The organism is Pseudomonas sp. Sample_21, from assembly GCF_004307525.1.
In the GTDB taxonomy this organism is placed as follows: Bacteria; Pseudomonadota; Gammaproteobacteria; order Pseudomonadales; family Pseudomonadaceae; genus Aquipseudomonas; species Aquipseudomonas atacamensis.
The window spans coordinates 1-26,520 of the sequence record NZ_RCNZ01000062.1; the positions used below are offsets into that span (position 1 = coordinate 1).

The 26,520-nt window shown below is 58.3% G+C and carries 23 protein-coding genes and 1 tRNA gene; 8 read left to right on the forward strand and 16 right to left on the reverse strand.

Going from position 1 to position 26,520, the window contains the following annotated elements:
• Positions 1-307: 307 nt before the first annotated feature.
• The 10 genes from D8U71_RS10175 to D8U71_RS10220 form a co-directional block, all read right to left on the reverse strand.
• The gene (locus tag D8U71_RS10175; protein WP_232245600.1) at positions 308-505 is read right to left on the reverse strand and encodes a hypothetical protein; all 198 of its coding nucleotides are present in this window, start codon (positions 503-505) and stop codon (positions 308-310) included.
• A gap of 359 nt (positions 506-864) precedes the next feature.
• Positions 865-2,250: an efflux transporter outer membrane subunit gene (locus D8U71_RS10180; protein WP_130887709.1), complete on the reverse strand. Its 1,386-nt coding sequence runs from the start codon at positions 2,248-2,250 to the stop codon at positions 865-867.
• A complete protein-coding gene (locus D8U71_RS10185; protein WP_130887710.1) occupies positions 2,247-4,268 on the reverse strand; it encodes a MacB family efflux pump subunit in 2,022 nt (673 codons plus the stop codon). The genes D8U71_RS10180 and D8U71_RS10185 overlap by 4 nt, the downstream gene beginning before the upstream one ends.
• Positions 4,265-5,425: an efflux RND transporter periplasmic adaptor subunit gene (locus D8U71_RS10190; RefSeq protein ID WP_125926495.1), complete on the reverse strand. Its 1,161-nt coding sequence runs from the start codon at positions 5,423-5,425 to the stop codon at positions 4,265-4,267. The genes D8U71_RS10185 and D8U71_RS10190 overlap by 4 nt, the downstream gene beginning before the upstream one ends.
• A 185-nt stretch (positions 5,426-5,610) precedes the next feature.
• Positions 5,611-6,945 (reverse strand): flagellar hook protein FlgE, encoded by a 1,335-nt coding sequence (gene flgE, locus D8U71_RS10195; protein WP_125926494.1) that lies wholly within the window; start codon positions 6,943-6,945, stop codon positions 5,611-5,613.
• Positions 6,946-6,976: 31 nt separating this feature from the next.
• Positions 6,977-7,705: a flagellar hook assembly protein FlgD gene (flgD, locus tag D8U71_RS10200; protein WP_016773615.1), complete on the reverse strand. Its 729-nt coding sequence runs from the start codon at positions 7,703-7,705 to the stop codon at positions 6,977-6,979.
• A gap of 15 nt (positions 7,706-7,720) precedes the next feature.
• Entirely contained in the window at positions 7,721-8,164 is a 444-nt protein-coding gene (gene flgC / locus D8U71_RS10205) for a flagellar basal body rod protein FlgC (RefSeq protein ID WP_016773614.1), read from the reverse strand.
• Positions 8,165-8,167: 3 nt separating this feature from the next.
• Positions 8,168-8,578 carry a flagellar basal body rod protein FlgB gene (gene flgB / locus D8U71_RS10210; RefSeq protein ID WP_016773613.1) on the reverse strand — a complete coding sequence of 137 codons (411 nt, stop codon included), beginning with the start codon at positions 8,576-8,578 and terminating at the stop codon, positions 8,168-8,170.
• A 370-nt stretch (positions 8,579-8,948) separates the two neighbouring features.
• The gene (gene cheR, locus D8U71_RS10215) at positions 8,949-9,776 is read right to left on the reverse strand and encodes a protein-glutamate O-methyltransferase CheR (RefSeq protein ID WP_016773612.1); all 828 of its coding nucleotides are present in this window, start codon (positions 9,774-9,776) and stop codon (positions 8,949-8,951) included.
• Positions 9,777-9,822: 46 nt separating this feature from the next.
• Positions 9,823-10,755 carry a chemotaxis protein CheV gene (locus D8U71_RS10220; RefSeq protein ID WP_016773611.1) on the reverse strand — a complete coding sequence of 311 codons (933 nt, stop codon included), beginning with the start codon at positions 10,753-10,755 and terminating at the stop codon, positions 9,823-9,825.
• An 82-nt stretch (positions 10,756-10,837) separates the two neighbouring features.
• Between D8U71_RS10220 and flgA the strand changes: the two genes are divergently transcribed.
• The 4 genes from flgA to D8U71_RS10240 all read left to right on the forward strand — a co-directional run bounded on the left by flgA (position 10,838) and on the right by D8U71_RS10240 (position 13,443).
• A complete protein-coding gene (gene flgA / locus D8U71_RS10225) occupies positions 10,838-11,599 on the forward strand; it encodes a flagellar basal body P-ring formation chaperone FlgA (RefSeq protein WP_083387045.1) in 762 nt (253 codons plus the stop codon).
• Positions 11,600-11,761: 162 nt separating this feature from the next.
• Entirely contained in the window at positions 11,762-12,088 is a 327-nt protein-coding gene (flgM, locus tag D8U71_RS10230) for a flagellar biosynthesis anti-sigma factor FlgM (protein ID WP_016773609.1), read from the forward strand.
• Between the two features lie 48 nt (positions 12,089-12,136).
• Positions 12,137-12,604, forward strand: coding sequence for a flagellar protein FlgN (locus tag D8U71_RS10235; RefSeq protein WP_016773608.1), 468 nt, complete (start codon positions 12,137-12,139; stop codon positions 12,602-12,604).
• 92 nt (positions 12,605-12,696) lie between these two features.
• On the forward strand, positions 12,697-13,443 hold the full coding sequence (locus D8U71_RS10240) for a flagellar brake protein (protein WP_041479276.1): 747 nt from the start codon (positions 12,697-12,699) through the stop codon (positions 13,441-13,443).
• Between the two features lie 73 nt (positions 13,444-13,516).
• Here the strand turns inward: D8U71_RS10240 and D8U71_RS10245 are convergent, their stop codons facing one another.
• From D8U71_RS10245 to D8U71_RS10260, 4 genes are all read right to left on the reverse strand, one after another.
• Positions 13,517-14,899: an MFS transporter gene (locus D8U71_RS10245; protein ID WP_071173273.1), complete on the reverse strand. Its 1,383-nt coding sequence runs from the start codon at positions 14,897-14,899 to the stop codon at positions 13,517-13,519.
• A gap of 69 nt (positions 14,900-14,968) precedes the next feature.
• On the reverse strand, positions 14,969-16,210 hold the full coding sequence (locus tag D8U71_RS10250) for a glutamine synthetase family protein (protein ID WP_177434896.1): 1,242 nt from the start codon (positions 16,208-16,210) through the stop codon (positions 14,969-14,971).
• Positions 16,211-16,516: 306 nt separating this feature from the next.
• On the reverse strand, positions 16,517-17,209 hold the full coding sequence (locus tag D8U71_RS10255) for a HAMP domain-containing sensor histidine kinase (RefSeq protein ID WP_125917239.1): 693 nt from the start codon (positions 17,207-17,209) through the stop codon (positions 16,517-16,519).
• Positions 17,206-18,810, reverse strand: coding sequence for a tetratricopeptide repeat-containing response regulator (locus D8U71_RS10260; protein ID WP_130887712.1), 1,605 nt, complete (start codon positions 18,808-18,810; stop codon positions 17,206-17,208). The genes D8U71_RS10255 and D8U71_RS10260 overlap by 4 nt, the downstream gene beginning before the upstream one ends.
• Before the next feature lie 217 nt (positions 18,811-19,027).
• Here D8U71_RS10260 and D8U71_RS10265 point away from each other — a divergent pair, with 217 nt between their 5' ends.
• Complete coding sequence (locus D8U71_RS10265) at positions 19,028-20,380, forward strand: lysozyme inhibitor LprI family protein (RefSeq protein ID WP_130887713.1); 1,353 nt, start codon at positions 19,028-19,030, stop codon at positions 20,378-20,380.
• Between the two features lie 184 nt (positions 20,381-20,564).
• A complete protein-coding gene (locus D8U71_RS10270) occupies positions 20,565-24,701 on the forward strand; it encodes a CheR family methyltransferase (RefSeq protein ID WP_130887714.1) in 4,137 nt (1,378 codons plus the stop codon).
• Positions 24,702-24,776: 75 nt separating this feature from the next.
• On the opposite strand, the gene D8U71_RS10275 is transcribed toward D8U71_RS10270, so the two are convergent.
• Positions 24,777-24,853, reverse strand: a tRNA-Arg gene (locus D8U71_RS10275).
• Positions 24,854-25,151: 298 nt separating this feature from the next.
• Here D8U71_RS10275 and D8U71_RS10280 point away from each other — a divergent pair.
• Together D8U71_RS10280 and D8U71_RS10285 are read left to right on the forward strand one after the other, a co-directional pair.
• Complete coding sequence (locus D8U71_RS10280; protein WP_122612073.1) at positions 25,152-25,385, forward strand: hypothetical protein; 234 nt, start codon at positions 25,152-25,154, stop codon at positions 25,383-25,385.
• A gap of 20 nt (positions 25,386-25,405) precedes the next feature.
• The gene (locus D8U71_RS10285) at positions 25,406-25,585 is read left to right on the forward strand and encodes a PA3371 family protein (protein WP_016773599.1); all 180 of its coding nucleotides are present in this window, start codon (positions 25,406-25,408) and stop codon (positions 25,583-25,585) included.
• On the opposite strand, the gene phnN is transcribed toward D8U71_RS10285, so the two are convergent.
• Positions 25,560-26,129, reverse strand: a complete 570-nt coding sequence (gene phnN / locus D8U71_RS10290; RefSeq protein WP_122746821.1) for a phosphonate metabolism protein/1,5-bisphosphokinase (PRPP-forming) PhnN — start codon at positions 26,127-26,129, stop codon at positions 25,560-25,562. The genes D8U71_RS10285 and phnN overlap by 26 nt on opposite strands.
• Between the last annotated feature and the right edge of the window lie 391 nt (positions 26,130-26,520).

A 26,520-nucleotide genomic window follows, 5' to 3' on the forward strand; every position in this document is an offset into this window, starting at 1 on the left:
AGTCGACCATCAACACCGGTAAGCTGAACGCTGTTTCCAGCGGCGGCAACCACGGCGACGATTCGGTCCTGGCCGCTCCGGCAGGTCCGGCGCCAGTGCCAAAGGCCTGCGCGATTGACGAGCCGGATTGCGAAGCTTGCCAATAAGCTGAGCTGAGATCAGGCGTTGCGAGACGCCTGATATCTCGAGAAAAAAGAAAACCCCCGACAGACTTGCTGTTTGTCGGGGGTTTTCTTTTTTCCTGAAACACTGCGGCTCTAACGAACCGGCAAAAAGACTCCTCAACTGAAAGAGTCTTTAACAGTGCTTAACGGCGGCAACCGCCGTTATTGAAAGGACCTGCCACGCGGACCCAGCCGCTGGCTTGCGGGACATTGCTGCACATAGTGCGGCCGGTCGAAGCCGACTCATACAACCACCAGGAAGCCGGTGCCGCCTGAGCGATTACAGCACCCAGCAACAAACTTGCGGCCAAAGTCAGACCAAAACCCATACGCAGCGACATAACGATCTCCATTTCACGTGAATGTCTCCAACACGAACAGCGCAAGACAAGCATCTTGCCGACTCAAGCAGAAACGATATTAGAAGTGCCGAAACCCAGCACTTATCAATCATCAAAAGACTCGACGAAAGAGGGCGAACCTTACGCCACCGCGCAATCAATAACAACACTCAAAAGATCAGAACAACGTAACTATCTAACTATTAAATACTTAAAAACCGTGCAACCAGGCACAAAAAAACATACAACGATAGTTGCATAAATGGACCAACTAAAAAAGCAAAGTGGTTAATCCAAACGCGCCATCACGGCGTCTTCCTTAACGATAAAACTTCCATTGATAAAGTTTAGGCAACCGCTCAAGGCGCAAAGCCTCCACCTAGCGCCAGGTGCAATGTCATTTGGGCCTGAAGACGCTCGAAGCGATTCTGTGCTAGAGAAATTTGCGCCGCCCGACGACTTTCTTGCAGATCCAGCCACTCTTTTATACCCGTCTGCCCGCTGCGATATCGAATCTCGGCCAATCCTTCGGCTTGGGTTGCCGCCGCCAGTGCCTGCTCACGTCGCCTTCCCTGCTCAGCTAGCTGAACTTGTGCCGACAGCGCATCTTCGACTTCCGCCAAAGCGCTATAGAGTCCTTGCCGAAATTCGATAACCGCTACCTGATAGTCCACTTCAGACAGGCCAACTGTGTACTTTCGAACATTCCATTGAACGAACGGCAAGCTAATGCCAACGCCCAATAAGCCAACCGGATTACTGAGTACTTGGCGTAACTGCTGACTTGCGCCAGTTGTCAAATTGCCGGTGAGCGAGAAAGTTGGGTAGAAGCTGGCACGCGTTGCATCATAGTTTGACAGCGCTTGCCGCAACCTCCATTCCGCAGCTTGCAGATCGGGGCGCCGAGCAATCAATTCGGCAGGCAAGCCTGCCGGTACATCAGGCAAGGGCGACGATGGTAATTTTTCAAGTTCGGAAAAGCGATGCTCGGGCGCCTGATTGAAAATGATAGCCAGCGCATTGCGCGCCACTTCAAGTTGCTGCAGATAATCGCTAAGCACAGCACGCTGAGTGGCCAACACCTGTTCGGCTTGCGCCTCTTCCAACCCAGTTGCCGCGCCAACTCGATGTTGGGCCTGCACCAAATGCAAAGTTTGCTCGGCGTAGCGGATACTTTCCCGCGCCGAACTGGCCAGTTCATTGAAGAGACCAATTCGCCAATACAAGCGCGCGGTGTTACCGACCAGGCTCAGAGAACTGGCGCGTCGATCAAAGTCAGTCGCCAGTAATGCCCATTGTGCAGCATCGCGCGCGCTCGCCAGTCGCCCCCACAAGTCGATCTCATAACGCACCGATGAAGAGGTTGAAAATCGACGCTGACTTGAATTGCCGCGATGAAGGCCACGACTCCAATCCGCCCCCGCCCCCACATCAAGATCCGGCGCGATATCAGTGCCTGTAAGTCCTGCCTGAAGTGTGGCCTGGCGCACCCTCAGGCCAGCAACAGCCAAATCGTTATTACGCACCAGTGCGTCGTCGATCAACGTGCTCAGGCACTGATCGGAAAAAATTTCCCACCATCGCGCCTTGGTAATCAATGAGCGTTCGTGCGCGATGTCACCGAACCAGAAAGCGGGTGTCTGGACTTCCGGCTGCCGATAATCGCTGTGCAACAAAGTGCCACAGCCGCCCAGGCAAAGAGGCAACAGCAATGCCCAGGCACTGTTGAAGTTGATGCGCGTCATTCGCGGGACAACGCCTGAATCGGATCAAGTCTGGCGGCATTGCGCGCCGGGATATAGCCGAACAGAACGCCCACCAGAAGCGAGCACAGACAGGCTGAAATCATCGCCAGCGCAGTGAACTCCATCACGATCGTCTGCACGAAATAGCCAAATACCTGACTGCCCAGCAAAGACAACAGGACGCCTAGCAGCCCCCCCAGCAGGCACACCAGCACCGCCTCGATCAGAAATTGCTGCAAGATGTCCGCACGCCGTGCGCCGACGGCCATGCGCAGGCCTATTTCCCGGGTTCGCTCAGTAACCGATACCAGCATGATATTCATCACGCCGATACCTCCCACCATGAGCGAAATCAACGCCACGGCGGAAATCAGCAGGGTCAGGGTATCTGTGGTTTTCTGTATGATTTTCAGGATGCTGTCGCTGGAACTGAGGAAAAAATCGGCGCGCCCATGCCGCGCCACCAATAGCGCCTGCAGCGCTTGTTCCGCCGCGGCGCTGACAACTTGATCCTTGAGCCGAACCTTGATGGAACTGAAATGGCTCTGCCCAAGCAAACGACTCATCACCGTCGTGTAGGGTAGATAAACCTGAAGGCTCGGTCCTGAAAAACCGTCATCGCGATTTTCCATGACTCCGACTATCGTGCAAGGCAGCCCGCCCACCAGAATCACTTGGCCCAGCGCTTCCTCCCAGTCCTTGAACAATCGTTTTCTGGTGTTGTGATCAATGATCACAGTCTGACCGCGACGCACTGCATCGCTGGCACTGAACACTACCCCTCGAACCATGCGGATGCCCATCACCTGGAAATAATCCTGACCAACACCATTGACGGTGCCGCTGACATGCACGTTGCGGTAGCGGATCGTCCGACTGGCATTGACCATCGGTGAAACGCTGTCGACCCAGCGCTGCGCCTGAATGATCTGCAAGTCTACTGGCTGCAATGTTCGTATCGAGTTCGCCTGCTCGTCACCCCAGTCCTTGCCTGGATACACATCGACTGTATTCGTGCCCATGGTACTGATGTCACGTAATACTCGAGTCTGAGCACCCTGCCCCAGCGCCACTACCGAAACCACCGAGGCAATGCCGATGATGATCCCCAACATGGTCAACAACGTGCGCATGCGATGACTGCACAAGGCAGCCCAAGCTATCTTGAAGGCTTCGCGCAAACGTCGCCATTGCACCGCCGCCACTGGCTCGCGCTGCTGATCCTGCGATTTGCTTGCGGGCTCGCCGGACGGCCTCTGAACAAGTTTGCGGCCAGCATTCACCTGATCTGCGACGATCTCGCCGTCACGAATTTCGATGATGCGAGCGGTGCACTGCGCCACTTGCAAGTCATGGGTCACGATGATGATCGTATGACCGCTGCGATGCAGCTCGCGCAGGATCGCCATTACCTCTTCACCACTGCGCGAGTCCAGCGAACCGGTAGGTTCGTCGGCCAGAATCACAGGGCCGCCGTTGATCAATGCACGGGCAATGCTGACTCGTTGCTGCTGACCACCGGAAAGCTGCGCTGGCAGATAGTGCATCCGCTGCCCTAATCCAAGCCGCTGCAACAGCTCTTCGGCTCGTTGCCGATGCAGGGTAGATGGCTGATCGGCGTAAATCGCCGGAACCTGCACATTGGCTGCCGCACTCAAATGCGAGAGCAAATGAAAACGTTGAAAAATGAAGCCGAAGTGCTCGCGTCGCAACGTCGCCAGCTCATCGCTGCTCATTGAGAAGACGTCGGCGCCATTGATGCAGTAGCGACCGGCAGAGGGGCGGTCCAGACATCCGATAATGTTCATCAGACTGGACTTGCCGGAACCGGACGGCCCGATGATGGCCACCATTTCACCGGCACCAATGGTCAGATTCACATTACGAAGTACTTGCGTCCTCGCCTCGCCATCAGCGAACCAACGCTGCACGTCCTCCAGGCATAACAGCGGTATGACAGAGCGTGCTTCTTTTATCGGATCTGACGCAGAGCGCACAGGCTCGTTAAAGCTGTTCATTGCGGCTCCGGCTCTTCGCCGATGACAACCTCGTCATGCTCCTTGAGCCCTTCCAGCACCTGAACGTTAAGGTCATTGCGTAATCCGGTTGTGACCAGCACTGTCTGCGGCTGGCCCCCTGTCATTCGGCGCACTTCGTAGCGGCCGTCAGCGGCGCGCCGACCCAGCGCGGCCACCGAGACCGTGGTGGCTTTCTGTGCTGATTCAAGCAGAACACTGACCTGTGCCGTCATCGAGGGACGTAGCGAACGGTCGTCATTCGGCACGTCAAACAGCGCATTGTAATAAACCGCTGCGTCTGCACCGCCGCCAGTCGAGCCGCTCGCTCCCTGCGACTGTTCCTGCCGGGCAATGGACTCGGGCGCCGGTTCAACTGCACGAATATAGCTTGTGAAGCGTCGGTCTGGATCGCCCAGAATATTGAACGACACCGTTTGACCAGGCTTGACTCGAACTACATCGGCTTCCGATATCCGAGCCTCGACCGTCATACGGTCCAGCCGGGCAAGAATCAGCAATGTCGGAACACTCTGTGCTGACACGACCGTCTGGCCTTGTCTGGTAACTACGGCGATAACCTCCCCGTCCATCGGTGCGCTGATACGCGTGTAGCCCAAATTGACTTCGGCGATCCTGATTTCAATCTCTGCCTGGGAAATCTGTGCCGCCAAGGAAGCCAATTCCGCGCGCGAGCTTTGTAGTTGCGCCTCGGCTATTTCGAGATCGGCACGCGACCCAGCTTCACTGGCCACCAGGCTTTGCTTGCGACGAAAGTCCAATTGGTACTGGCGAATCATCGCCTGTCGGGCCTTGTACTGCGCCCGCACACTGAGCAATGCGGCTCGCGCTTTGAGCAGTTCATTCTGAGGTAGCAACGGGTCGATTTCAGCCAGCAACTGACCTCGGTGCACCGTATCGCCCAGCCCCGCCTTCAGGCTCTGGAGTTGTCCATTGACTTGCGCACCGACGCTCACTTGCTGGAAAGGTTTGACCGTACCGCTGGCCAACACGGTTTCTTCAATGTCTTCGATGACGACGGTCGCGGTGAGGTATTTCTTTGGCGCGACGCCCCATTGATTACCCCACGAGACCCAGACCAGAAGAGCAGTCACGAACAGCGTTCCGAACGCAATTCGCAAGCGAGAGGAAAAAACCATGAATCGTTGCGTCCTTGTCAGCAGTTGGGCCAGCCGCTCATTGGGGCCCGGATTTGCGCGAGCAGGCAAATGAACCGGCTCGAGGAGACGGGTTCGTCAAGCATGACTGGCCCGGTGCTGCGCATTAAACAAGAAAGCCCCTCAAAGAGGGGCTTTGCGTTACAGCTTTTTACAAAACATCAATGTCAGGTCATCTGAATAATGGTCTGCATAATCGTGCTCTGCGTCGAAATGGTCTTGGCGTTCGCCTGATAGTTGCTCTGGCCTTTGATCAGATCAACCAGCTCATTGGTCAGATTGACGTTCGACTCCTCCAGCGAGTTGGACTGGATGGAGCCCAGCGTGCCGGTTTCCGGAGCGTCATAACCCGGGATACCCGAAGCAAAGGTTTCCTTCCAGCTGGTGCCGCCGACAGCTTGCAGACCTTGCTCGTTAGTGAAGCTGGCCAATGCGACCTGGCCGATGGCCTTGTTCTGGTTGTTGCTGAAGTTAGCGAACAGGGTACCGGTGCCGTCGATGGTCAGGTTGGTGATCTGGCCGGTAGCGTAACCATCCTGAGTCGGGATCGTGCGTGAGGTGTCGGCGTTGTATTGGGTGGTGCTGGCCATGGAAATGGTCACGCCATTCGGGTTCGCCGCTGCGCCATTAGGCGTGAAGTTGCCATTGGTCACGGTGCCCGGCACCCAGTTTTTCAACGTGAGATCGCTGCTAATGATCGGGTTAGTCGGATCAGCCGGGTTAGGCGTGCTCACCTGAACCAGTTTGCCTGAACTGTCGAACGTCAGCGTCGAAGCCACCGGCGGCGTGGTGACAGGGTTGGTACCGGTAGCGTCCGGGTTGCGACCATCAACCAGAGTGTAGACCTTCCAGACGTTGTCGCCGGTCTTGACCATGTACTGATCCATGACGTGCGAGTTGCCCTGAGTGTCATAGATCGGCGTGCTGAAGGACTTGGTGTAAGTCTCAGGCTTGGAAGGATCGAACACGACGGCAGTGGCGCCAGTATCGATGATTTTCGGTGCCGACGAATTCAGGTTGATGCTCGAGGTCACCGCCGAAGTGGATTTCGGCGCGAGGTTCGAAGTATCGATCTTCAAATCGGTCAGCACACCGTTGATGATCTTGCCATTGGCATCCACACCGTAACCCTGCAGACGCGAGGTGTAGTCGGTATTGGTAATGAAACCTTGGTCGTCGACCTTGAACGTACCGGCACGGGTGTACGAGATCGAGCCGTTGTTGCTCATGGTGAAGAAGCCGGAACCGTTGATCCCCATGTCCAGCACGTTGCCAGTGTTGTTGATGTCACCCTGGGTGAACTGCTGGGACACATTGGCCAGGCGCACGCCGTTGCCGATCACTTTGGTACCGGTACCCAAACGAGTGGCCGAGTACACGTCTGCGAATTCTGCCCGCGAGGATTTGAAACCGGCGGTGGCGACGTTGGCGATGTTGTTGCCGGTCACGTCCAATTGCTTGTTGGCTGCATAGAGACCGCTAAGGCCGATATTGAAAGACATATTCCACTCCTTTATGCCGGGTTAGTCGGCTCTATATACCAATGGTTTGTACTTTGGACAGGGCGACGGTGCCCTTGCCAGCCAGGTTGAGCATCAGCTCGCCACCGGTCTGGCTGATCGTCACGCTGTTGACGGTCGCCGGCAGGTAGGTCGCCAGGTCGGTCGCGGTGCCGTTGATCGGTGCGTTGGCCTTGAACGTGTAAGTGCCGACCGGAACCACGGTGCCGGCAGTGTCCTTGCCGTCCCAAGTGAAACTGGCATCGCCGGCAGCGCGGCTGCCCAGGTCGATGGTGCGCACGGTCTTGCCGTCCTTGTCGGTGATGGTCACGGTGCCGCCGGCAATCGACGAAGGCACGGTGACCGAACCGGTCAGGCCTTTGCTCGGGTCATCGAGCTGGGCGGTGTTGGTCTGCACGATCACGTTGCGACCGACCAGCGACGACGCTTGCAATGCCTGCGACGAGTTGTAGTTGCCGGCAAGGCCGCTGACGGTGGAGTTCAGCGTGGTAATGCCTTCAAGGCTGCTGAACTGCGCCAGTTGCGCAACGAACGCGCTGTTGTCCTGCGGGTCGAGCGGATTCTGGTTTTTCAGCTGGGTAACCAGCAATTGCAGGAAAGCATCCTTGCCCAGCGCCTGGCCGCCGGTGGCACTGTTGGTCGCCGAAGCGATGCCGCCCGACGTAGTGCTGCTGGCCTTCTTCGACGAGTTGGCCAGGATGTCGTTCATGCTCAGGCTGCTGGTGGTATCCGTAACGCTCATGGCAGTCGCCCCTTATTACTGACCGAGGGTCAGTACCTTCTGCATCATGGTTTTGGCGGTGTTCATCATTTCCGCGTTGGTCTGGAACGAGCGGCTCGCAGAAATCATGTCAGCCATTTCTTCCACCACGTTGACGTTCGGGTAGTAGACGTAGCCCTTGGCGTCGGCAGCCGGATGGTTCGGCTCGTAGCGCGCTTCAAGATTGCTCTGGTCTTCGACAACGCCGAGCACCTGCACGCCCTGCCCGGCCGCGTCCTGGTTCTGGAACAGCGAATTGCTGCCGCCAGCCTGGCCGCCCTGGAACATGGTGGCGAATACCGGGTGACGGGCGCGGTAGGTCTGGTCGATGCTCGACGAAACGGTTTCGGCGTTGGCGATGTTCGAGGCCACGGTGTTCAGACGCGTGGTCTGCGCGCTCATGCCGCTGCCGGCAATGTTGAAAACGCTGGACAGGGACATGGATTATTCTCCGCGCAGGGCTGACACCAGCCCTTTGAATTTGCTGTTGAGCAAGGTGAAGCTGGCCTGGAAGCCGACGGCGTTTTCCGCGTAGTTCGACTGTTCCAGTTGAGCGTCGACGGTGTTCTGGTCGATCGAAGGCTGCATCGGCGTGCGATACATCAGCGACTCGTCGCCATTGCCCAGTCCTTCAGCCTCGATGTGCCGGCTGTTGGTCATGTTCAGGGCAAAGTGGCCGCCGGTCTTGGTCTTCTCGGTCTGTGCTTCGAGCACTTTGGAGAAATCCAGATCCCGCGCTTTGTAGTTCGGGGTGTCGGCGTTGGCGATGTTGTTGGCCAGTACTTCGGCACGCTGGGCGCGGAAGCCCAATGCCTTTTCGTGAATGCCCAGCGCTTTGTCGAAGCTGATGCTCATGTCGGGAACCTTCAGGTGACCGGTTTTTCGTATCTGAGCTTTAGCAAGCGCCGTGCCAAATGAACAAGGCCCCGTATTCCGGGGCTTTGCGCCAAACAGGCTAAGCGGCAATGCCAGAAAAGCGGCAACCGGTTACCGCCGGATGCCGCTTTTCTGCCGCTTGCCGTCCTTGCCAGGCCAGCGCAGATCCCTGTGGGAGCGAGCCTGCTCGCGAAGGCGGCGTGTCAGGCGCCAACTGTCTTATGGACAGACCGCTTTCGCGAGCAGGCTCGCTCCCACAGGGGGTTCGTGGTGTTCGTGGAAATAATTCGGGCACAAAAAAACGGCAGGCCTTTTGGGGCCTGCCGTTTTTTGTACCGCCGCAAACCGCTTATTTCGCCTTGTAAATAATCCCCGGGCTGCACTGAACCATCTGGTAATGATCCGGCAAACCGTTCAGCGCTTCGGACGCGCCAAGAAACAGGTACCCGCCCGGCTTCAACGTACTGTGAATGCGCAACAGGATGTCCTTCTTCACTTCGGCAGAGAAGTAGATCAACACGTTGCGGCAGAACACGATGTCGAACTTGCCCAGCGCCGCGTAGCTGTCGAGCAGGTTGAACGAGCGGAACTCCACCCGGCTCTTGATCGGCGCCTTGACCACCCAGCGCCCCGGCCCTTTCGGGTCGAAGTAGCGTTGCAGGCGTTCCGGCGACAGACCGCGACCGATCGCCAGGCTGTCGTACTCGCCGGTCTTGCAGTTGTTGAGCATCAGGCCGGACAGATCGGTGGCAACGATCTGCACGCCCATCTTCAACTGACCCAGGTTGCTGCGCTCGAACTCGTCGATCGACATCGACAGCGAGTACGGTTCCTGTCCCGACGAGCAGGCCGCCGACCAGATCCGCAGACGCTGGTTGGGGCTGGCCTTGATCGCTTCCGGCAGTACCTTGTTCTTCAAGACTTCAAACGGATAGGTGTCGCGAAACCACAGGGTTTCGTTGGTCGTCATGGCATCGACCACCTGCTCGCGCAAACCGCTGCGCGGCTGGGTCTGGATGCGCTGTACCAGCTCACCCAGGGACTTGATGCCTTGCTGCTCCATCAGTTTGTTGAGACGGCTCGAGACCAGATACTGCTTGTTTTCACCGAGCAGAATGCCACAGGCTTTTTCCAGGAAGACCCGGAACTGTTCGAAATCCAAATTACCCGTAGACAATGATGCCGCCTCTTAAATCGTGTTGACCGCCAGGGGCAGAAGGCCCCTAGCTGATATCTGCTGCTTTGATCCGGTCGACTACCCGGGATGCGAGGTCATCAGGACGGAATTTGGCGAGGAAGTCATCAGCACCGACTTTCTTCACCATCGCCTGATTGAATACCCCCGACAACGAAGTATGCAGGATGATATGGAGCTTTTGCATGCGTGCGTCGCCGCGGATTTCCGCCGTCAGGGTGTACCCGTCCATCTCCGGCATCTCGATGTCGGAAATCATCATCAGGAACTCTTCTTCCGGCTTCTTGCCCTCGTCGACCAGCTTGCGCAGGTAATCCAGCGCCTGCTTGCCGTCGTTCAGAGCCACCACTTCGACACCGATGGTCTGCAGACAACGCGTGACCTGCTTGCGCGCCACCGACGAGTCATCGACCGTCAGCACCCGCAGCGACAACGCCTTGGTCTGCGTCTCGACATCGACCACGCCCACCGAAATCGCTTCCGGCGTCGGCGCCACTTCGGCCAGCACCTTCTCGACGTCGATGATTTCGACCAACTGGTTGTCGACCCGAGTCACAGCGGTCAGGTAGTGATCGCGACCGGTACCCTTGGGTGGCGGATGGATCTCTTCCCAGTTCATGTTGACGATGCGCTCCACCGAGCGGACCAGGAAACCCTGGGTCTTGGTGTTGTACTCCGTGATGATCACGAACGGACTGTTCTTGTCTTTCAACGCACCGGAGCCCGTTGCCATTGCCAGATCCAGGATCGGAATGGTCGCTCCCCGTATATTCGCTACCCCGCACACGACAGGACTGGATTTGGGCATCAACGTCAGGGACGGGCACTGCAACACTTCCCGTACCTTGAACACGTTGATCCCGTAGAGCTGCGGCCCGTCGAGACGGAACAACAGCAGCTCGAGGCGATTCTGCCCTACCAGTTGCGTGCGCTGGTTCACCGAATCCATTACACCAGCCATGCCCAGACTCCTACACCAACGCCAAGTGTTGTTGCGACGCACATTCATTGCTAAACGGCACGGCGCTTGCTTTTTAACTCGTATGAACGCTCAAACGACATTTTCCCGACGCCTGACATCCTCCCTTCGCAAAGGGCTTTGCGCGGTGGCCGCCGTTTGCTGCTTGCTTGCTGGCAGTCCTGCCCATGCAGATGCGGTTACCTTGCCTGATATGCTTATCGGCGTGACTCAGGGCTTTCTTGAATTCACCGTAGAAGACTATTTGGCTTCCAGTCAAACCGAAGGCCGCTACGAAATCGAAGTCAACCAGCTCGACCCGCGCATGCGCATGCCCATGTGCGACAAGGAATTGACAGCCACGCTGGAGAGCCCGGCACGCCCGCTGGGCCGCGTCACGGTGAAGGTTCGCTGCGAAGGCAGTTCGCCCTGGACGGTGTTTGTACCCGCTCAAGTCCGCCTGTTTCGCGAGATCGTGACGACCACTCGTCCGCTGAAACGCGCCGGCATTATCGAGCCGCAGGATGTGACCTTGCGCGAGCGCGACGTCAGCACGATCAACCAGGGTTTCCTGACCTCGGTCGACGAAGCGATCGGGCAGAAACTTACCCGACCAACGGTCGCCGATCAGGTCATCACACTGGTGCATCTGGAACAGGCCGAAGTGGTGCGCAAGGGTGACCAGGTGGTGATCACTGCGCGCAGCGGCACCCTTGCCGTACGCATGCCGGGGGAAGCGCTCTCCAATGGCGGCATGAAAGAACAGATTCGAGTAAAAAACCTTAATTCTCAAAGAGTTATCAAGGCGCAGGTGATTGCGCCGGGACAGGTCGAAGTGGCCATGTAAAAGCTTCGTGGAGAAAACTGGCGCCGATCCCGTCGCTTCCCTAAACTGTGCCGCAGCAGGTCTCGCAACGGCGCATGCAAGCTTATGGTTGATTGGGCCTAAAGTTTTTCAGGGGATAGCCGAAAACATGGCAAGCGTCCAAATTCCCAGAGGTTTTTTATCATGGTTATCGATTTCAACCGATTGAACAGTTCCTCGTCACTAACCGGCAGCACACGTACCAGCAACGCCAAGGAAAGCGCTGAAAACAGCCCCTCCGCGCCGCTGAATACCCAGGCCGAACAGGCCAATGTCGCCAAAAGCGGGGAGTCGGTACACCTCAGCAATGAGGCTCAACAGTTGCAGAAGGTCACTGACAAGCTGCGCGATCAGCCTGCTGTCGACAAAGCCCGTGTGGCCGAGTTGAAAGCCGCGATTGCCGATGGCAGCTATAAAGTCGACAGCAACCGTGTAGCCAGCAAACTGCTCAACTTCGAAGCCCAGCGCTAGGCTTTTGCCGGCGCCAGGCTTTTGGACGCTTAAACCCCAAGGCCAGCCATGCACGACACTAACTTATTGCAACTGATCAACGACGACTTTGCTCCAGCGCAACAATTGCTGGAGTTATTGCAAACCGAATCCCTCGCTTTGCATGGTCGCGACATGCCGTTGCTGGAAGAAATTCTGGCGACCAAGCAAGCGTTGATCATTCTGCTCGAGCAGCATGGCCGCAAGCGCAGCGAAATCCTCGCCAGCCTCAACCTGCCGACTGATCGCACAGGTCTTGAGCAACTGGCCAGCCAGTCGAGCATTGGCGACCAGTTGCTGACCCAGGGCGACGCCCTGACCGCGCTGATCGCCCAATGCCAGGCGGCCAACATCAAGAACGGCCAGTCGATCCAGATCCAGCAGGCGACTACGGCCAACCAGCTGAAGATTCTCACCGGCGGTGAGCCGCCAGCGCTGTACGACGCCAGCGGGACCTTTGCCAAACCGGTCAAGCCGCGAACGCTCAGCCAGGCATGAGCCATTCGCTGGCCCTGCACTATCCACTTGCGCAACATGCTGGCAAAATACTGGCCAGTCGTAGTCTTATTTTGTCTGGAGATTGAAGAACCGTGTCCAACACCCTAAGCGCGGATGATGCTCCGCAGCCTCCGAAGGTGCTCACCACGCCACTGGAAATCTCCAGCAACCTGCGCCAGCTGCAAGACAGCCACGATCCGCTGATCATCACTTTCCATGAACGCAGCCAGCGCTTTCAGAGTTACCTGATCAAGGTCGACCGCGAAACCGCAACGATCGCGCTGGACGAAATGATTCCACGCGACGGCGAGCGCTTCCTCCAGGCTGGCGAACCGTTCAAGGTCGAAGGCTTTCATGACGGCGTGCGCATCGCCTGGGAATGCAACGGCACGCTGAACATCGAAGAATCCGACGGCGACCGTTTCTACACCGGCGACCTGCCGAGCGAAGTGGTCTATCACCAGCGCCGTAACGCCTTCCGCGCTGCGTTGAAGCTCACCGATCTGGTCAGCGTTGAACTGGGCGGCGAAAAGCTCAAGGTTCCTCTGCACGGCAAGCTGCTGGACATCTCCGCCACCGGCTGCAAATTCCGTTTCGAAGGCGACATCACTGATCGCCTGCAACTGGGCCAGGTCTACGATCGCCTGATCGCCCCGCCGCTGTTCGGCAACCAGCCAACATCGGTCGAACTGCGCTATCTGCATTTCGAAGAAAAACTCAACATCACCTTCGCCGGTCTGCGCTTCCACAACATCAGTGGCCAGGCTGCGCGCAACGTCGAGCGTTTTGTTTACCAGTTGCAGCGTGAAGCACGGCGTTTCGACAAAGACGATCTCTGAGTCGCAGCGATCAATAAAAAGGGCAGTCCCGCACAGGACTGCCCTTTTTTATGCGCCGATGTTTACCTTCGATTCAGGGCCTGCCACCGCTGATATCCGGCGCAGGCTTATCGTCATTGCCGCTGTCCAGTTCGGTTTCAACGACTGCTTCCGGCTGCGCTTCGGGCTCAGGCTCAGGAGTGACCGGCGCCGGGTCTTGGACCATCTGCTCCTGCACCACCTGCTCATCGACACGCGGGTCAAGCGCCGCCACCAGCGGCGAGCTCGACATGCTGTCCGGCATTGCCACGTGATGCAGCGGTGCGTCGTCGACCTGGTGCAGGTTGGTGACCGCTTTCGGACGTATCCGCCAGACCAGCACCAACGCGAAGAAACTGAAGAACGCATACAGGCTCTGACTGCCGAGAAACTTCATCAGCACGCCCGCGAGCAGCGGCCCGATGCTCGCGCCGACGCCGTAAGTCACCAGCAACATGGCGGTCAGCGACACGCGGCGATCGCCTTCGACGTGGTCGTTGGAAAACGCCACCGCCAGCGGATACAGGCAGAACTGCACCAGCGAACAGAAGAAACCAACGACGAACAACACCTCCAGCGGCACCTGCGGCATGATCGCCAACGGCAACGCCGCCACCGCCAGAAACCCGGCAAAGCAGCGTATCAGCAGCGCGCGGTCATAACGGTCGGACAACCAGCCCAACGGCCACTGCACCAGCAGACCGGCAAAAATGCAGCTACCCATGAACAGACCGACCTGCTCGGTCGTCAGCCCCTGTTGCGATGCATACAGCGGCGCCAGACCGTAGAACGAACCGATGATCAGACCGGCGCCGAGCACCGTGCTCAGCGATTGCGGCACACGCTTGATAAAGAAGCGCGGCTCCATCGGCGCCGGGTGCAGAGGCGCCGGGTGAATCCGTCGGGTCAGCGTCACCGGCACCAGACACAGGGCAAAGCACAGCGCCACCAGCATCAGCAGTTCCAGGCCGAGGCCGGGGTGCATGACCAGAATCAGCTGGCCCAGCACCAGGCCCAGATACGAGGCGATCATGTAACCGCTGAACACCAGCCCACGCTGATTGGCGTCGGCCTGCTCGTTGAGCCAGCTCTCGATGACCATGTACTGACACATCATGCCCAGACCGACGATCGTCCGCAGCACCAGCCACGCCGGCAGCCAGTCCACCAGTCCATGGCCGAGCACCGCCGCGCCGACGATCCCGGCACACGCCGAGTAGGCACGGATATGCCCGACCCGGGCGATCAGGCGATGGCCGATCTTGCCGCCCAGCACCAGACCGAAATAGTTGGCCGCCATCAGCGCACCGACCCACAGCCCGTCGACGTTGTCGGCAGCCAGACGCAAAGCCAGATAAGTAGAAAGAAGGCCTGAGCCGATCAACATCATCAGCGAGGCGAAATACAGCGCTCGAAAGGATTTCCAGATTTGGCGCATCGGCGTTCCGAGCGGCTCCTTGCAGTAAATACCGGGCGGTCAGAACGACAGCCCGGCAGCAGCGATACGTCAGGCCTGGGCGGCCAGCACACGGCGCTCCCAGGGAGTGATTTCATCAAAGAAGCTGGTCAACTCCATGGTCTTCGAAGCGATGTAGCCTTCGATGAACTCCGACCCGAACAGTTCCCTCGCCAACTGGCTGCGTTTCAGACGCTCCAGCGCGGCGTGCAAAGTACACGGCAAGGCCAGATTATCCGGCACGGCGAACTCACCCTGGATTGCCGCGCTCGGCTCCAGTTCCTGCTCGATGCCATGCAAACCCGCAGCCAGACTGGCGGCGATGGCCAGATAAGGGTTGGCGTCGGCGCCCGGCAAGCGGTTTTCGACCCGACGTGCGACCGGCGAGCTGGCGGGAATACGCAAGCCGGCGGCGCGATTGTCATGGGACCAGCAGGCATTGTTCGGCGACGCGTACGGATGACACAGGCGCTGATAGGAATTCACGTTGGGCGCAAACAGTGCGGTGAAATCGGCGAGGCCTGCCTGTTGCCCGCCGATGAAGTGGCGGAACATCGACGTCGGCTCGCCGTTCGAGTCAGTGAAGACATTCTTGCCGCTGCCGATCTCAACGATGCTCTGGTGAATATGCATCGAGCTGCCCGGCGTATGCGCCAGCGGTTTGGCCATGCACACCACGCTCAGGCCATGCTTGAGCGCGACCTCCTTGAGCAGGTGCTTGAACAGGAACGTCTGATCGGCCAGCAGCAGCGGGTCGCCGTGCAGCAGATTGATCTCGAACTGGCTGACGCCCATCTCATGCATGAAGGTGTCGCGCGGCAGGCCGAGGGCGGCCATGCATTTATACACTTCGCTGAAGAACGGCCGCAGACCGTTGTTGGAACTGACGCTGAACGCCGACTGGCCGTCCTCGCGACGGCCGTCGAGGCCGACCGGCGGACGGAACGGCTGACTCGGATCGGTGTTCGGTGCGAAGACAAAAAATTCCAGTTCGGTCGCCACCACCGGCGCCAGACCGTGCGCGGCGTAACGGGCGATGACCGCTTTGAGCTGACCACGGGTCGAGAGACTTGAGCTCCCCCCGCTCAGTTCGTCGGCGTCGCAAATCGCCATGGCACGCGGCTCGTCGCTCCAGGGCAAACGGTGAATCTGCGCAGGATCGGCGACCAGCGCCAGATCGCCGTCATCGCTGCCGTAGAACCGCGCCGGCGGATAGCCGCCCATGATGCATTGCAACAGCACACCCCGCGCCAACTGCAAACGCCGCCCTTCGAGAAAACCCTCGGCGGTCATCACCTTGCCCCGTGGCACACCGTTCAGATCCGGGGTGACACATTCAATCTCATCAATGCCGGTCAATCGCTGCGCGAGTGAACCCTGGCCATCGGTTGTCATGACGCAATCCTTGTTGTTGTGCGAGCCGCGAACGGCGACCCGGACAAAATAGGCTGCGGCTGTTCGGAATATCAAGCAGCGCCCACAAAAATCCCGATCTTGTGCAGGAGCCGTAGGAGCTGACGAGTGCAACGAGGCTGCGATCTTTTGATCTTGCTTTTTAAAATCAAAAGATCGCAGCCTTCGGCAGCTCCTACACCAGACCTAGGGCAGGTAGAGGCTGAATACCCCACCACCCAACGGCCCGCCATTGCTGATTTCGGTGCGCCCTTCCACGCCGTTGCGCTGATGCAGCGCGGCGATGCGATTGGCGAAATACAGACCGAGGCCGGTGCTGCCGCTGCTGTGATTGATGCCCTGGACATAATCGGCCTGACGCTCAAGCATCTCTGCTGGATAGCCGTCGCCGTCGTCGTTGATGCTCAGCACCAGTTGCCCGGCTTCGTCGCTGACGGTAATCAGCAGCGACTCGCGGGCGTAACGGATCGCATTGTTGATGCAGTTGCCGAGCACCGAGGCGATCAGCTCGCGATCGAAGAAACCCAGCGGGCTCAACGGATCGACTTCATAGGTGGCGATGATGCCGCGACTGGCAAACACTTCCTGATGCGCGGCCAGTTGCGCCTCGATGAAATCGTCGAGTTCGTGATAGGCCGGCTGTAGCGGCAACTGGTTGACGCCGAGTTTGTACAGCCCGAGCAACTGCACCAGCATGCCGTTGAGGTGGGCGAACTCGAAGTCGATCACGCCCTGTTCCGAGCCTTCGCGCAACTCTTTCGGCAAACGCGCCAGCCACTGGCTGTGCGCCTGCATCAGCATGGCCAGGGAGTTCTTCATGTCGTGAACGGTGGAGGCAATCACCGTGGAAAAATCCAGCGCCGGATCAATTGGGTTCATTCGCCAAACGCCTTGCTTTTCAGCTTCTGATAACGCGCAAACCGCGCGTCGGTGTCGGGCATCAGGCCCACCAGTTTCAGGCAGGCCCGACATTCTTCCAGCTCCGCCGACGGCATACTGGTGTCGGTGCCGTGCAGCAGCGACTGGGCCAGGTTCAGCGCAATACTGATGTTTTTCGGTTGCAGCTTGAGCGCCTTGCGGAACACCTCGCGGGCCTCGACCAGATTGCCGGTCTTGTACACGCGCACGCCCTGGCGGTTGAGATCGGCCGCAGCGTTGCTCGAGCTGAGAATGGTCGGATCGTCGGTGAGCTTGGCGATGTCTTTCATCACCGCCGGGTCATCACCGTAGATCTCTGCGCAGCTCTTGAGCATCGAAGTGCCCGCCTCGGCCTGACCGAGCATCTGCAACTGCTTGGCCACCAGCAACGCCGCCTCGGGGCTCATGAATTGCTCCATGCCATCGAGGCGCATCAGTGCTTGTTCGGTGAGCTTGTCGGCGGTTTCGGCGTCGTTGAGCAACAGGCTGGTGGCCTTCATCAGCCGCGCGCGAATTTGCAGGCCGGGATCGCTCGGGTTCTCCTTGGCCACGGCACTGAGAGTGGTGTTGATCTCCAGCCGCGTGCGCGTGTCGAGGCCGCGATCGCTGCCCTTGCTGATCAGCGCGTGCGCCAGGCCGAGATTGCTTTCCGGGTCCTTGAAACGCGACTGTGCGCCCTGCGCCACGGCCTGACGATAAGCCCGCGAGGCGGTTTCGAAATCTTCGTTGGCCATCGCCAGTTTGCCGAGCAGCGCCTGACGGCGCACCGCCAGCGGCGACAGGCGAATCGCTTCTTCGAGCACCCGCTGCGCGCCTTTGCTGTCGCCTTCGGCCACCAGCACATCGGCCATGCCGTCATACAGCGCCGGCATCATCGGGAACACTTTCAAGGCCTTTTCATAGACCTCTTTGGCCTGCGACACCTGCCCGCGCTTGAACAGCAACTTGCCCAATCCAGCGAAGGCCCACGGCAACGGCCGGTCGGCAATGATGCCGTCGTAGAGCCGCTCCAGCGCTTCGTTCTGGTTCATGTCGCGCAGGGCGTCGGCGCGGTAGCGCAGGCACAGCGGCGAATAGCGGATGTCCTGTTTGCACAGGGCAATACAGGCATTGAGCACCTCGACCGGCTTACCGCGATCAAGGGCTTGCAGAATCGGTTTGAGCAAGGTCTTGCGTTGCTCCAGACGCTCAAGGCGCTGGGCCAGTCCGGAACGGTTGAACGGCTTGGTCAGGTACGCATCCGGCTCGTGCTCCAGCGCGCTGAGCACCATCGCCTGACTGGTCTCGGCGGTGACCATTACGAAAACGGCTTCGTGGCTGATGAGCTTTTCCGACATCAGGTCTTCGAGCACCTGCTGGCCGTTCTTCTTGCCGTCGCCGAGGTGGAAGTCCTGAAGAATGAAATCGTAAGACTTCTGCGAACACATCTTCAGCGCCTGCTCGCCAGTGTCGGCAGTATCGACATCCTTGACGCCGAGCTCACGCAACATCGAACGCACGGAACTGCGGAAATCGGAAAAATCATCGACGATCAGAAAGCTTTTTTGGTGATACGACGACATCGAGGATTTCCAGGCAATTGAAGAAAACGAACCGAGGCGATTTCAGGCGCGCAGATGATAGCTGGAGGCCATGCGCCATCAAGCGATTTCGCTGGAGTCTGAACTCACCGTTCGGGTTATCGGCCAAAAATGCCCGGGCCTGAGGGTGGTGCTTCAAGAATGTTGCCTGGAGTATTACTCTGCGCGCCTGCTCAAGGATTTTCATAGGGACTGAATCGTGTACATCAAGGGACGCTACATCCTGTCGGCCTTTTTGCTGCTGTTTATCCAGCCAATGAGTGCGGCGGCAATGGACTGCACCAAAGCGGCGAACGACGTGGAAAACACGATTTGCGCGAATAAACCGCTTTATGAGCTCGACGCGCAGATGGGCACGCTGTATCGCCAACTGATGACATCTGCCACAGCGACGCAACCTGAGCTCAAGCGCACCCAGCGCGCCTGGCTAAAAACCCGCAATGCCTGCGCAGTCGATGTCGCTTGCCTGGATGGCAGCTACCGCCAGCGCCTGCAAGCATTGCAGGCACAGTGGACGCAAGCCGCAATGTGGCAGCCGGACGCCGTGGATCTTCAGGCGATGAACGATCTGCAGGAAAGCATTCGTGCCGAGAGCAAAAACCACCCGGAATTTGCGCTGGAACATGCCTTGGCCGCACGGGCTTTGGAGTCTTCGCAGACATCGTTCGCGGGCGATCCAGTCGACAGTTACGGCGAGCAAACCAACTTCCCCAAGTCGCGTCCCAAAGGCGTGAGCGAGGATGAGTGGCAAGCATTGAAAGCCTCAAGCATCGGAGGCGCCGCCGAGACCGGACGGACTTCTTACGCACTGCTGGATCTGGACAATGATGGCCAGCGCGACCTTATCGTCGACACATACGCAGGCGGCACCGGCTTGTTCACCTACGTGGAAACCTGGCGCCGCACGGGCGAGCGGTTCGTCAAAAGATCGGTCGAGCCGGAAAGCTCGCTGTTCTACACCAACGACCGTGGCGCTAATCAGGCAATCAGCTGGATCAGGCTTCACGACAGAATTTATGCCGCTTACCGAAACGGCGCCTATGGTGTCGATAATCTGTACCTGCTCAATCCGCTGAAGATCAACCGTCAGGTACCGACGGTGTCTGTGCGTTACGCTTACTCCCTGCAAGTGCCAACCACGCAACATACGGAAGACGGCACCAGTACCTATGAGCTCGAAGCGGATTTGCGCGCGGCACTCGACCACGCCATCACTCAGGCAACGAAAGTCGCATCGGGCTCAAACCCTGACGCGCCCCTTTGCCCCTTTCCTCCGACGGGCGCCGGCGAAGACGATTACTACAGCTACGGTCCAGGGCACTACGCCATCGAAAAGATCACCGATTTGCCGGTAATGATCGGCGGCGACTGCTACATCGGGGCGCTGATTGACTGGTTCGGCAGTTACAGCGAAAAGACTGGGTTATTCGCCCAACTGGCCGTGCGCAAGCCGGGCGTAGAGGCCAGCGGGACTACCTACGAAGTCTTCGGCCGTCGGCATGTAACCGAGGTCAGTGGGAGCCTTGGCAAAGTCGAAATCAACGACGACTGACCACCGATCATCACACCGGAAAATTAATCGGCACGGTTGCCAATCACCGGATGTCAAAAACACAGGCAGCACATTTGTCCTTCAAAAGTGCAGGCAGATTCGCAAATGAGGTTTATTCTGCTCAATTACCTGCGCCCCCGGACGTCCGCGATACGCTTGTACCGCCACAAAAAAGGCCGAAGTGATGACCTCGAAAACCCCTGCCTCGCCCTCTGCGCCCGAACGCAAGGACCTGACACCCAGCCACCTGAATTTCCCCGTGGTGGGCATCGGCGCCTCGGCGGGCGGCCTGCAAGCGACCAAGCTGTTTTTCGAGCATATGCCGAAGGACAGTGGCATGGCGTTCGTGATCATTTTGCACCTGTCGCCCGATCACCAGAGCATCGCCGACCAGATCATTCAGGAATCGACGCGCATGCCGGTGCTGCAAGTGACGCAGCCGGTGCCGATCGAAAAGAACTGCGTGTACGTGATTTCTCCGGCGCACTCGCTGACGATGAATGACGGCTACCTGCGCGTCAGCCCCGCTGGCTCACCGCAAGCGCGCCACACTGCCATCGACCTGTTCTTCCGCGATCTGGCCGATGTGCATCGCGAGCGGGCTTTTTGCCTGGTGCTTTCAGGCACCGGTTCCGATGGTGCGGTGGGCTTGTCGCGAATCAAGGAACAGGGTGGCGTGACGCTGGTGCAAGTGCCGGAAGACGCCGAGTTCGACGGCATGCCGCGTGCCGCCATCGAGACGCGCATGGTCGATCTGATACTGCCAGTGGTCGAGATGCCGCAGAAACTGATGGAGCTGTGGCGCAACTCTCAGAACATCAAATTACCCAGCGCCAATGATCCCGACTTGAAAGCCTTGAAGCCTGCAAACGAACACGAAGCGTCGATCGCCGAACAACGCCTGCATGAAATCCTGTTGTACCTGCGCAGCAGCACCGGTCACGATTTCAAACACTACAAGCGCGCCACCGTGCTGCGCCGCATCGAGCGGCGCATGCAGGTCACCAGCCAGTCTGACCTCGGCGCCTATTACGACTACCTGCAAAATACCCCGGAAGAATCCAAGGCCCTGCTCGGCGATATGCTGATCGGCGTGACCAACTTCTTCCGTGACCGCGAAGCCTTCGAAGCCCTTGAGCGCGATGTGCTGCCGCAACTGGTGCAATCGGTTGCCGACTCGTCGGAAAAAGAAGAACTGCGCATCTGGTCTGCCGGCTGCTCGACCGGCGAAGAAGCCTACAGCCTGGCGATCCTGCTCGATGATCAGATGCAGGTACAAAGCAGCAAGGCCAACCTGCAAGTGTTCGCCACCGATATCGACGAACGCGCGATCACCACTGGCCGCGCCGGCACCTATCCGCAAGCCATCGTCACCGACGTACCGCCAACACGCCTTCGGCATTATTTCGTCAAGGACAATGAGCATTACCGGATTCGCAAGGAAATCCGCGAGAAAGTGCTGTTCGCCAAGCACAGCCTGTTGTCCGATCCGCCGTTCTCGCAGATCGACCTGATCGTTTGCCGCAATCTGCTGATTTACCTGGATCGCGAGGTGCAGCGGGAAATCCTGCAGATGTTCCACTTCGCCCTGCGACCGGGTGGTTTCCTGTTTCTCGGCACTTCGGAAAGCGCCGATGCCTGCCATGAACTGTTCGCGCCCGTGGACAAGCGCAACCGCATCTTCCGCGCCAAGACCGGCACCGCGAACAGCCGCCGCACCCCGACCATGCCGCGTGGCGGTTACATGCGCACCAGCGTTTCCCGACCGCCATCGAAAGCCATCGAGCCTGTCAAGCTGTCGTTTGCCGATATCCACCGCCGCGCCATAGAACGCTTCGCCCCGCCGAGCATCATCGTCGACACCAACGCCGATATCCTTCACATGAGCGAAGCCGCCGGGCGCTTCCTGCGGCATGTCGGCGGCGAGCTGTCACGCAACCTGCTGACGCTGATCCTGCCGGAACTGCGCCTGGAAATTCGCACGACGCTGTTCCAGGTGCAGCAAAGCAACCTCACCGTGCGCTCGCGTGAAGTGCTGCTCAAGCGCGAGGAGCGTCAGTACCGCATCACGCTGATTGCGCAGCCGTACAAGGACGACGACTTCGACAGCGAGTGCGTGCTGGTGACCTTCGATGAAACGGAGATCGACGCGCACGAGCAGGCGCTGACCACGGTGCTGCAGACTGAAAGCCAAGTGCTCTCGAATCTGGAACGTGAGCTGCAACGCACCAAATTGCATTTGCAGGACACCATCGAACAGTCGGAAATCTCCAGCGAAGAGCTCAAGGCTTCCAACGAGGAGATGCAGGCGATCAACGAAGAACTGCGCTCGGCCACCGAAGAGCTCGAGACCAGCAAGGAGGAGTTGCAGTCAATCAATGAAGAGCTGTTGACGGTCAACTACGAGCTGAAGACCAAAGTCGAAGAAACCGACAAGATCAACGATTATCTGACCAATCTGATCGCTTCTACTGACATTGCTACGGTGTTCGTCGATCGCAGCATGCGTATCAAATGGTTCACGCCGCGCGCCACCGATATCTTCAGCATGCTGCCGGTAGACACCGGCCGTTCACTGCTGGATATCACCCATCGCCTGAATTACCCGGCGATGACCGAGGACGCGGCGCAAGTGTTCGAATCGCTGAACATGATCGAACGCGAGGTCAACAGTACCGATAACCGCTGGTACATCGCCCGCTTGCTGCCTTATCGCTCCAGCGAAGACCACATCGACGGCACCGTGCTGACCTTCATCGACATCAGCAAACGCCGCGAAGCCGAGGAAGAGCTGCGCCTGGGCGAAGAACGCATGCGTCTGGTCGCTGAGAGTACGCGTGACTACGCGATTATCATCCTCGATGAAATGGGTGCGATCACCAGTTGGAACAAAGGCGCTGAACTGATCTTTGGCCACAGCAAAAACGAGGCCGAAGGTCAGTACTACGATTTCATCTTCACAGCCGAAGACCGTGCTGCCGGCATGGCTGAAAGTGAATTGTCCACGGCTCGTCAGCACGGGCGCTCGGAGGATGAGCGCTGGCATGTGCGCAAGGATGGCAGCCGTTTCTTCTGCAGCGGCGAGGTCACCCGGCTCAGCGGCGACCGCTTGCAAGGCTATGTGAAAATCGCCCGCGACCTGACCGGGCACAAGCGCCAGCAGGATGAACAGAGCAAGGAACTGGCGCAGACGCGCAATACGGTGTCCCTGCGTGATGAGTTCTTCGCGGTCATGTCCCATGAACTCAAGCACCCGCTCAACCTGATCCAGCTCAACGCCGAACTGTTGCGCCGTTTGCCAATGATCCGCACCGCCGGACCGGCGACCAAAGCGGTCAACACCATTTGCGATGCGGTGAACAGTCAGGCGCGGATCATCGACGACCTGCTTGATGTAGCACGGGTGCGCACCGGCAAGCTCAAACTGCAATTGGCGCGTGTCGATCTGAGCGCGGTTCTGCGTGACATCCACACGGTAGTGCTCAATGAGCAGCATGCCACGCGGATCGATCTGCAATTGCCTGAAGCACCGTTGATCATTCATGCCGACCCGACACGGGTCGAGCAGATCATCTGGAATCTGGTCAACAATGCCTTGAAGTTCACACCACCGAGCGGGCGCATTGAGTTGATCGCCAGCAAGAGCGGGAAAATGGCGCAACTGGACGTCAAGGATAACGGCGTCGGCATCGCTGCGGAAAACCTCGAACATGTCTTCGATCTGTTCGGCCAGGCGGAAAAACAGCACACCAACCATCAACGTGAAGGCTTGGGCATCGGCCTGTCACTGGTGCGGCAACTGACCGAAGCCCAGCACGGCACGGTGAAGGTTGCTTCGCCGGGGCTGGGCGCCGGTTGTACCTTTACCGTTCGCCTGCCGCTGTCGACTGATGTCGAAGAAACCGCTGCAACAGCCGAGGTTGAACCGGTTTCCGGCAAGCTCGATGGCTTGAGTATTCTGCTGGTCGACGACTCGCCGGAAGTGCTGGAGACCTTGAAGCTGCTGCTGGAGATGGAAGACGCCGACGTAACGGCCTTCGATCATCCGGTGGCAGCGCTGAAAGCCGCTGAGAGCAGGCGCTTCGATCTGATCATCTCCGACCTCGGCATGCCGGTCATGACCGGCTATGAACTGATGGCTGCCCTGCGCAAGCTGCCGCTGGTGAAAAACGTACCGGCGATCGCCCTCACCGGGTATGGCACTCAGAGCGACATGCAGAAGTCCCGTGAAGCCGGGTTCGATCAGCATCTGGGTAAACCGGTGGCGTACGACGACCTGATTGAAACCATCGAGGCGTTGCGCCGTTCGGAGTTGCTGTAAAGCTCGCCAGCGCTCCAACGCAAAAAGCCCCGCCGCACGAGTAAGTGCGACGGGGCTTTTTGTTTTTTGAAGAGGTGGTGTCCCAGGCGGGGTTCGAACCTGCAACCTTCCCCTTAGGAGGGGGATGCTCTATCCAATTGAGCTACTGAGACACTGATTGACGCGGGCTGTATGCGGCGCGACAGACGGCGTGCATGTTAACGGCCAGCCCCTGTTTTGTCATGTCGTCCGTAGGGCTTTTTAAGTGTAGGCAAGCGCCCTGGAAGATTGCGGGAACTTTTACCGGGCAATTTGCACTGCGCGGAAATGCGGTCATTGCAGATTGCAATCAGCGTCGCCGGAAAAAACATACCAAACCCTTGTTTTTAAAGGACTTATCAGCCGTTACACTGTTGGCACGGCGGCTGCTATGCCTGTTCTATCAAAAAGAACAATTTGGAGCGTCGTGCCATGAACAGCACCCTCTTGCTTGCAAACGCAGCGGCTCTGGCTGTCTTGCTCGGATCACATTTTTTTCCCAAGGCTGACGTTGAGCAGCCAGTGGCGCAGCGCATGCCGCATTACTTGCAAGTGCAGAAAGCGCCGCAGTGGGCCGTGTTGAGTGATCGCAGCGACGCTTCTACACAAATGGTCAGCGAGCCTGAGCTAGCCTCGGCGCCAACCACCGAACGTCTGGTTTTTTGAAAAATCTTCAGGAGTACAACATGTCCAAATCAGCGACGGGATTTCTGATCCTCGCTTTACTGAGTGGCGTTACCCATCTGGCGCTGTTCGAGGAGACGGAAGTCACCTTGCCTCTGGTTGGCTGTGGCGTGTTTGCGGTGCTGTTTGTGCTGGCGCTGATTGCAGGGCGCAAGATCAAGTTCGATCCGGTTCTGCGTTGAGCCGAACCAATTCCAATAACGAAGAGACCGCGATAGCGAGGTCAACAGAGTTGTCGATCTGATGAACGGGGCTGTCGCTGGATCTTCGGTCTTTGAACAACGCATTGCGAGCCAGCCTCGCATCGATTTGCTCAGGGGTCTCCCGACCACGGCTGAGCAAGCGCTTGCGCAGGACCTCATCGTTGACTGTCAGCAGAATCGGCACCAGGGTTGGATACTTCTCCATTGCTTGACGCAGGTTCGCTCTTGAGCCGTTAACCAGTACGTGCCGGCCTGCTTGCAACCATTCATCCATTTCCCTTGGAATGCCATAGGAGAGGCCGTTGGCTTGCCAGGCCAGGGAGAAAGCGCCGGCGTGCTGTCGCCGTTCGAATTCTTCAGGGGTCACGCCGATTGCATCTTCGCCGACGGACTCCGCCGAGCGGGTAATCACCCGACGCATTACTTCACAGTTCAACGCACGCAGTGGCTCACGCGATGCATCGATCAGGCTGTCCTTGCCCGAACCGGACGGCCCCATAAGGTAAAAAAGCTTGCCATCCATCCTGTAAACGCCCTCCGACGGGTCCTGCCTCTAGTAAATCGGCAAATTGCCACTATCCTGTGCACATAGGGATCAAGAATAGCGAGCCGCATAGCATGCACGTTCTGAGGTCTTCGGACATCAACAGATGTGCATGCGAAAACGGGCAGCGATACGGAAGGATTGGAAAGTTTTCCAACCAGTCCGCATTTCTGACAACTGGTGCTGGCATTACGCCTTTACCCGGCTCAATATTTGTCACAGAATTGACGCCAATGATCTGGCAATTTTGAGGCATGATGCCGGCCTCTTAACAATTCAGGTTGAACCAATTGGTCCGGATGCTTGTCCTACCACACATCCTGCGGCCAATCCCGAGAACCGCTCCCCTGAACTAACCGGTTAAATATAT